General features: G+C 46.3%; 8 protein-coding genes. 4 read left to right on the top strand and 4 right to left on the bottom strand.

Annotated features, from left to right (window positions below; all coding sequences use genetic code 11):
- From rplD to ltrA, 4 genes are all read left to right on the top strand, one after another.
- A partial coding sequence (gene rplD / locus Q0688_RS11310; protein ID WP_299076277.1) for an uL4 family ribosomal protein occupies nt 1–328 on the top strand: 328 nt, incomplete at its 5' end.
- An 8-nt stretch (nt 329–336) separates the two neighbouring features.
- Nucleotides 337–1,071, top strand: coding sequence for a 50S ribosomal protein L23 (gene rplW, locus Q0688_RS11305; RefSeq protein WP_299076274.1), 735 nt, complete (start codon nt 337–339; stop codon nt 1,069–1,071).
- A gap of 409 nt (nt 1,072–1,480) precedes the next feature.
- A complete protein-coding gene (locus Q0688_RS11300; RefSeq protein ID WP_136251253.1) occupies nt 1,481–1,681 on the top strand; it encodes a hypothetical protein in 201 nt (66 codons plus the stop codon).
- Nucleotides 1,682–1,691: 10 nt separating this feature from the next.
- Nucleotides 1,692–3,026: a group II intron reverse transcriptase/maturase gene (gene ltrA, locus Q0688_RS11295; RefSeq protein ID WP_299076265.1), complete on the top strand. Its 1,335-nt coding sequence runs from the start codon at nt 1,692–1,694 to the stop codon at nt 3,024–3,026.
- 68 nt (nt 3,027–3,094) lie between these two features.
- Here the strand turns inward: ltrA and Q0688_RS11290 are convergent, their stop codons facing one another.
- The 4 genes from Q0688_RS11290 to Q0688_RS11275 form a co-directional block, all read right to left on the bottom strand.
- Nucleotides 3,095–3,292 (bottom strand): hypothetical protein, encoded by a 198-nt coding sequence (locus tag Q0688_RS11290; RefSeq protein WP_299076262.1) that lies wholly within the window; start codon nt 3,290–3,292, stop codon nt 3,095–3,097.
- A gap of 49 nt (nt 3,293–3,341) precedes the next feature.
- The gene (locus Q0688_RS11285) at nt 3,342–4,841 is read right to left on the bottom strand and encodes an IS66 family transposase (RefSeq protein WP_239247949.1); all 1,500 of its coding nucleotides are present in this window, start codon (nt 4,839–4,841) and stop codon (nt 3,342–3,344) included.
- An 86-nt stretch (nt 4,842–4,927) separates the two neighbouring features.
- Nucleotides 4,928–5,278, bottom strand: a complete 351-nt coding sequence (tnpB, locus tag Q0688_RS11280) for an IS66 family insertion sequence element accessory protein TnpB (protein WP_014979879.1) — start codon at nt 5,276–5,278, stop codon at nt 4,928–4,930.
- On the bottom strand, nt 5,275–5,592 hold the full coding sequence (locus tag Q0688_RS11275) for an IS66 family insertion sequence element accessory protein TnpB (protein WP_239247950.1): 318 nt from the start codon (nt 5,590–5,592) through the stop codon (nt 5,275–5,277). The genes tnpB and Q0688_RS11275 overlap by 4 nt, the downstream gene beginning before the upstream one ends.
- Nucleotides 5,593–5,711: the final 119 nt, after the last annotated feature.

Below are 5,711 nucleotides of genomic sequence, written 5' to 3'. Positions count from 1 at the left end.
GAATAAAAACTTAAAGCGTTTAGCACGTAAGTCAGCTTTAAGTATTCAGGCAAAAGAAAGTAATTTAGTTGTTGTTGAAGATTTCAATTTTGAAACTCCAAAAACAAAAGAATTTATCACTGTTTTAAAAGCTTTAGGATTAGAGACTCAAAAGTCTTTATTCGTGTTAGGGGAAGAAAGTACAAATGTTTACTTATCGTCTCGTAACTTAAAAAGATCTAAAGTAGTAAATGAGACAGGAATTAATACATATAGTGTTTTAAATGCTAATACTGTAGTTATTTCTGAGAAGTCTTTAGAAGGAATTGAATCTAACTTAAGTAAATAGGGAACAAAATGAGTATTTTAATAAAACCTATTATTACGGAAAAAGCGACAAACGATAGCGAGTTATACAACCGTTATGCATTTGTTGTAAATAAGAATGCTAACAAATTAGAAATCAGAGGAGCTGTAGAAGCTGCTTATGGTGTAGCAATAGAATCTGTAAAAATGGATGTAACGGTGCAGGAGCAAGTGCGCACCGGGCGAGGTTCTTTGTTCGACCAATTTTTTGGCCGGGTTCAAAATCGGGTAATTCCTCTTAAAAGCAATTCTGTAAAGATTAAAGTACAGCCACTCCCCGCTCCAAAACCATCATCATTTGAAGGTTTGGTAGGTAATTTCAAGGTGAAATCTAGCATCAACAAAACGGAGGTAAATCAAAATGAAGCCATCACTTATTCCATTAAAGTGAGCGGCAGTGGGAACCTAAAATTGCTACCAGATTTTAAACCCGACTTTCCACCAGACTTTGAAGTATATGACCCAAAGGTGAAAGAAAACATAGCAGTAAATGCGGCTGGAGCAAGCGGCAGTAAAACCTATGAATACCTTATCATCCCTCGGTATCCAGGCGAGTACGAGCTACCAGAAATTGGAATTTCTTACTTCAATCCAAAAAAGAAAAAATACCAAGAGCTCTCGCTGCGAATAAAAGAGTTGGTAAATTTACAGTTTGTATCGTTTGATAAGGGTAAAGTTTCATTAAAAAATCCTTTTTATTTGCCTTGGAACATCATAGCTACATAACACCCAAATAAGGGGCGCAAACATGGCGGCTATAATCGGAGCGAAGCGACACAGCCGCCATGTTTGTGTCCCAGCGAGCCCGCGAGCGACTTAATTTTTTTGTGTACGCCCAGCATGGGCATGAACTAATGAGGTGAAAGTCCTCTGTAGGAAGATCACCGTTGTTTAACACACTGTTATTCAACGCTAACTACTAGCGAATGGCAAGGGCTAAATCGTGAGAGATAGTCTGGAGGAAGCCGCTAGCAAATCTGCGAGCTGATGAACAAGAACATCATATGAGGCGTAGGCTGAAGGTGAGTTGGCACAAGACAACGAAACCCTGTGATCTAACGGCCACCGTAAATGATGCAGCAGTGCAGAGACAGTCCATGCTCTTATCTGGGGAGATCTGCTCTAAGAGCGATCGGTGAATACCAGTAAGGCTCTGGTATACAAGTGCCTTGGCGCAGAGGAAACGCATCATCCACTGCGAGCGAATTCGATGCAAACCGATAGCGCTGTTACAGGTAACTGTGGCGGTGATAGAGCAGAAGTCAGCAGACGGCATAGTAGCCAAATGCCCAGCGTAATGGCTGGGACACGGCCAAGGCCGGAACATTTAGAATAAAGGAGGAGCCTTGTCAGACTTGAACACACGAATGCCGTCCGGTAGTGACGTGACTCAGCGTACTGATGAGCAGCCAGCCTTTAGCGCAGATCTACTCGAACTTTTTCTCCAGCCTTCCAATCTTGTGTCGGCATGGAAGCAGGTTCGAGCCAACAAAGGGGCCGCTGGCATTGATGGCATGACCATTGATGACTTCCCCGCTTGGGCAAACGCCGGAAACTGGAAACGTGTTATGACTGAGCTTCGCTCAGGCCAATACCAACCTTCACCGGTGAAACGCGTTGAGATTGACAAACCTGATGGCGGAAAACGTCAATTAGGGATCCCAACTATCGTTGACCGTGTTATCCAACAAGCGATTGCCCAAGTCCTTACGCCTATTTTCGACCCAACCTTCTCAGATAATAGTTTTGGGTTCAGGCCACATCGAAATGGGCAACAAGCAGTGAAGCAGGTAAACAGCATTATCAAAACGGGACGTCGTTTTGCCGTGGATGTTGATCTGTCTAAGTTCTTTGACCGCGTTAATCACGATTTACTCATGACCTACCTTGGCTACAAAGTGAAGGATAAGCGACTGCTTAAACTGATTAAACGATACTTACGAGCTGGGGTTATCGATAACCAGTTTTATAGTGAGAGTCGAGAAGGTGTTCCTCAAGGCGGGCCATTATCGCCGCTGTTGGCAAACATCATGCTAGACCCATTGGACAAAGAGCTTGAGAAACGGGGTCACGAATTTGCACGATATGCGGACGATTTTACCATACTGGTAAAGACGCCCCGTTCGGGTGAACGCGTGCTCAACAGTATCAGCAGATTCCTGCGCCACCGCTTGAAGTTAGTTGTTAATACAACCAAAAGCCACGTCGTTAAAACCAGTGAAAGCAAATTCCTTGGATTTACCTTCAAGGCAGGCCGCATTCAATGGCATCCGAAGACCCTGATGAAGTTTAAGCAACAGGTTCGACGATTAACGAACCGCAACTGGGGCGTATCGATGCAATACCAACTCTTTAAACTCAGTCAGTATTTACGAGGCTGGATAAATTACTTTGGTATCGCCAGTGGATATCAGCGCTGCGTAGAACTGGATCACTGGATCCGGCGCAGAGTGAGAATGGCTTACTGGCGTCAGTGGCGAAAACCGCGCACCAAAGTACGAAATTTAATGAGACTGGGCGTGCATGTTCAAGCTGCGGTAGCGTGTGGTATCACCAGCAAAGGGCCATGGCGTAGTGCAAAATCTCCGGGGATCAATCAGGCTTTATCACTTGATTACTTGAAATCCGAAGGGCTTTATTCACTACGTGATGGATGGATTGCGCTTCACTATCCTAAATGAAACGCCCTGTGCGGAGCCGCATGCAGGGTGTTGTGGGGGCTGGAGGCTAGATACCTCCGGCTACCCGATTAGCCACCATTTACAACATCCTCAACTATATAGTAACCCCATAAACCTGTTTTAAGGGTTACCTCAAGCTTGTCTCCGACACTGTATGTCGTTTTTGGAGTTTCTCCAAGATTGAGTGACGTTGCATAATCACCATTTGAGATTAATATGTATTCAAATAAATCGTATCTAACACGTCTTTTCCCGATAGCTTTCACTACAAATTCCTCTACGTGCACTTCTTCAGTAAGCGTCCGCTAATCCCACCTAACGCTTAGTAAACTGCCATGGTAGTAGTTGATCGATATTGGTTTCGGGCTTGCTGAGCTGCTCTAGGCAGTCCATCACATACTCGAAGACGTTGAGGTCGTTGGCTTTCGCCGTTTCGATGATGCTGTAGAGGATGGCGCTGGCATTGGCACCGGTTGCGGTCTGGCTGAACAGCCAGTTTTTTCTGCCTATGACGAACGGTTTAATGGCGCGTTCTGCGCGGTTGTTGTCGATGGCGAGATGGCCATCGAGTGTGTAACGAATCAGTTTATGCCACTGGTTGAGGCAGTACTGTATTGCCTCGCCGAGTTTTGTTTTCGGTAATACCTGTTGGGCTGATTTTGTCAGCCAGGTTTCAAGTTGATTAAGTAGCGGCAGGCTCTTTTCTTGTCGTTGTGTATAGCGGGTTGCTGCGTTTTCTTCTTTTAACTGCGTCTCGACACGGTAGAGCTTCTGTATGTGGTTCAGTGCCCAATCAGCTTTGCCACTGCCTTTACTGCCAGCGCCTTTTTTCGCTTCCATGAACTTGCGTCTGGCATGGGCCCAGCAACCGACTAAGGTGGCCTGCGTTTGTTCGTAGCCCTGATAGCCATCCACTTGCAGATATCCGCTATAACCATCAAGGAAGTCCACGGCACATCGCCCGGCACGACTATTGTGATAATCGTACAGCACGATGTTAGGTATCGCAGAACCGGTGATGGTCGCTTGCGGTGAGTCCGCTCCGGTTGCATACAGCCACATGTAACTGGTCGTTTTGTCAGAATCGACAACCTTCAACGTGGTTTCATCCGCCTGGATAACCGGTTGTTGTAGCAGATGTTGATGAAGCTGGTCATAAAGCGGCTTAAATAACTCAGCACAACGGATTATCCAGTCTGCCATGGTTTTACGGCTGAGTTCGATGCCATGCTGTTTGAACATAGCTTCCTGCCGGTAAAGTGGCAGACCATACTGATATTTGCTGGTGATTATCTGACTCAACAGGCTCGGCGTTGCATAGCCTTTGGGGATAACGCTATGTGGTACCGGCGCTTGTTTCACCGTATTGCTGATACCCTCTTTTTCGCAGGTACGGCACGCATACTTCGGACGTACATGTTCAATCACTTTCACCTGAGCAGGAATGAACTGAAGCTTCTCAGACTTATCTTCACCGATGCAGTGCAGCGTGCCAGCGCAGCAACCACAGACTTTATCTTCATCAGGGATATCGTGGACGATGACTTCACGCGGCAAGTCCTCAGGCAGTGGTTTGCGCTTAGGTTTATTGCGTGTGTAACTGATGGCTTCCTGCTCTGGCGTTTCAACATCGGCAGCCAGTTCTTCCGCCTCATTAAACAGTTCGCCCTGACCAGGGTGGCCCTCGGTGCTTTTACCAAACTGTTTTTGCTGTGCGATACGGAACTGCTCTTCCAGGTATTGATACCGGTTATTCAGTTCCTGGAGCTGCTGCTCCAGTTCAGCGATGCGGCGTTGATAATCTTCTTCGTTCATAAGACTATTATCGCCGATTAAGGTACTGATTACCTGATGTTATTCAGACTATTTCGTGATCGATAAATGCTGTTTATGATCACCGGTTATAAGCCGGAAGCGGTGTAGTTCAATGGCGAATGGCCTATCACATCAAAGCCCGACAACAGCCACTGCAACTGCTGCTCACTCAGGTTGATGTGTTGTAATTCAGTGTCTGACGGCCATTTAAAGCGATGCTTCTCCAGGCGCTTATACCACAGGGCAAAGCCAGTTTTATCCCAGTACAACACCTTCAGTTTATCCCGCTTTTTATTGCAGAACACAAACAACGCATCCCGGAACGGATTCAATTCCATCTGCTGTTCCACCACGACAATCAGGCCATTGATGGATTTACGGAAGTCGACATTGCCCAGGTAAAGATAAATGTCAGAGGGCTCGACGAACATCCTCATTCGTTCAGCGCCTTCATCAGGTCGGCCAACCAGTGCGGGCTGACATTGGCGGGTATGCGCAATGTCGAAGCAGCGCATTCAAGCGAAAGGGTCTGCGAGTCACCTTCAATACGGGATTCGAACGTGGTGACTTCGCGCTTAACGTGAACAAACTTATTGCTGGTTCGCTGAAGCCGGATATCACTGCGTCTGGCATAAAACGTCTGAATATTTATCTCATGCTGACGGCAAAACGCAACCGCCGATAATCCACTTTGTTCCTGACGTTCGAAAAGCGCCAGCCAGGTATTTACGTCTCGTCGTTGATATCGCATGCGTGTTCTCCTTTTTACAAGGACACCATGCAGGAGCGGCGTTAATACTTGAATGTGGGAATTACCGGACGGTTACCTTCTTCAGATGCGAATATATGATTAGATATTGAAATAAAGCC

Origin of the sequence: uncultured Paraglaciecola sp., assembly GCF_937123705.1 — a bacterium.
Classification (GTDB): Bacteria; Pseudomonadota; Gammaproteobacteria; order Enterobacterales; family Alteromonadaceae; genus Paraglaciecola.
Note: the sequence above shows the minus strand (reverse complement) of the source record. Positions and strands in the feature narration are given on the sequence as shown.